This window comes from Streptococcus mitis, assembly GCF_001579035.1.
Taxonomy (GTDB): Bacteria; Bacillota; Bacilli; order Lactobacillales; family Streptococcaceae; genus Streptococcus; species Streptococcus mitis_J.
The window spans coordinates 124,540-125,666 of the sequence record NZ_KQ970286.1 but is presented as its reverse complement, the minus strand read 5'-3'; the positions used below and the strand labels follow the sequence as shown (position 1 = coordinate 125,666).

At 45.4% G+C, this 1,127-nt stretch carries 1 protein-coding gene and 1 pseudogene; one reads left to right on the top strand and one right to left on the bottom strand.

All coding sequences use genetic code 11. From position 1 onward, the window contains the following. Positions 1-216: pseudogene (locus SMIDD26_RS02895) on the top strand (hypothetical protein); the annotation flags it as partial. A 44-nt stretch (positions 217-260) separates the two neighbouring features. On the opposite strand, the gene SMIDD26_RS02890 reads toward SMIDD26_RS02895, so the two are convergent. Then, a partial coding sequence (locus SMIDD26_RS02890) for an FtsK/SpoIIIE domain-containing protein (RefSeq protein ID WP_134990121.1) occupies positions 261-1,127 on the bottom strand: 867 nt, incomplete at its 5' end.

Sequence of the window (1,127 nt, the reverse complement as noted above, 5' to 3'; positions counted from 1 at the left end):
GTCCCTAAGGAAAACACCAGTCCCAATAAGGAAACTAACACTACCCAAGAAAAAACACAACAAGAAGAAACGCCAAAATCTAGCGTCAAAGAAGAGAAAAAGGAAGAGCAGAAAGCATCAACTCAGGATTCTTCTACTCCTACTCCAAGTAAACCTGCCGCTGATAATGAAAAACAGTCCAATACCCCAACTTCAGAAAATAAAACCAATCAATAGCCAGTAAAATAGCTTCCCTCACAACTTGGAAAGAAGCTATTTTTTTATTGTTGTAAAACTTTTCTTGGCTTGGTCCCCTCAGCTGGACCAATGACACCTGCCATCTCCAGTTCTTCCATGAGACGGGTCGCACGGTTAAATCCAACTGATAAACGACGCTGAATCATAGATGCGCTGGCTTTCTGGGTCTCAATGACTAGAGCCTTAGCTTCTTCAAAAAGCGGATCTCCACCAGATTCACCATCTGAAAATTCTCCGTCATTTTCAGAAACTTCACCTGGATCAAAACTTTCATCGTAGTCCGCATCAGCCTGAGCCTTGATATAGTTTACGATGCGTTCGACATCATCATCCGAGATAAAGGAGCCTTGGAGACGAACAGGGTGATTTTCATCGATTGGTTTAAAGAGCATGTCCCCTCGGCCAAGCAGTTTTTCTGCTCCATTTTCATCCAAAATCGTACGAGAGTCTGTCCCTGATGAAACCGCAAACGCCACACGAGACGGAACATTGGCCTTAATCAACCCAGAGATGACATCAACAGATGGACGCTGAGTTGCAAGAATCATATGGATACCAGCAGCACGCGCCTTCTGCCCGAGACGGATGATAGCATCTTCCACTTCCTTGCTGGCCACCATCATGAGGTCAGCCAACTCATCTACAATCACGACAATGAGCGGTAGCGGAATCTGCTTGTACTCAGACTGGGCATTGAACTCTTCTACCTTGGCATTAAAGCCTGCAATGTTACGAACTCCCACCTTGGCAAAAAGTTCATAACGGTTTTCCATCTCATCCACAACCTTTTGCAGGGCCTTGCTGGCCTTGCGTGGATTGGTCACGACTGGAATCAAGAGGTGGGGAATATCATTGTAAACAGACAACTCAACCATCTTGGGATCGACCAT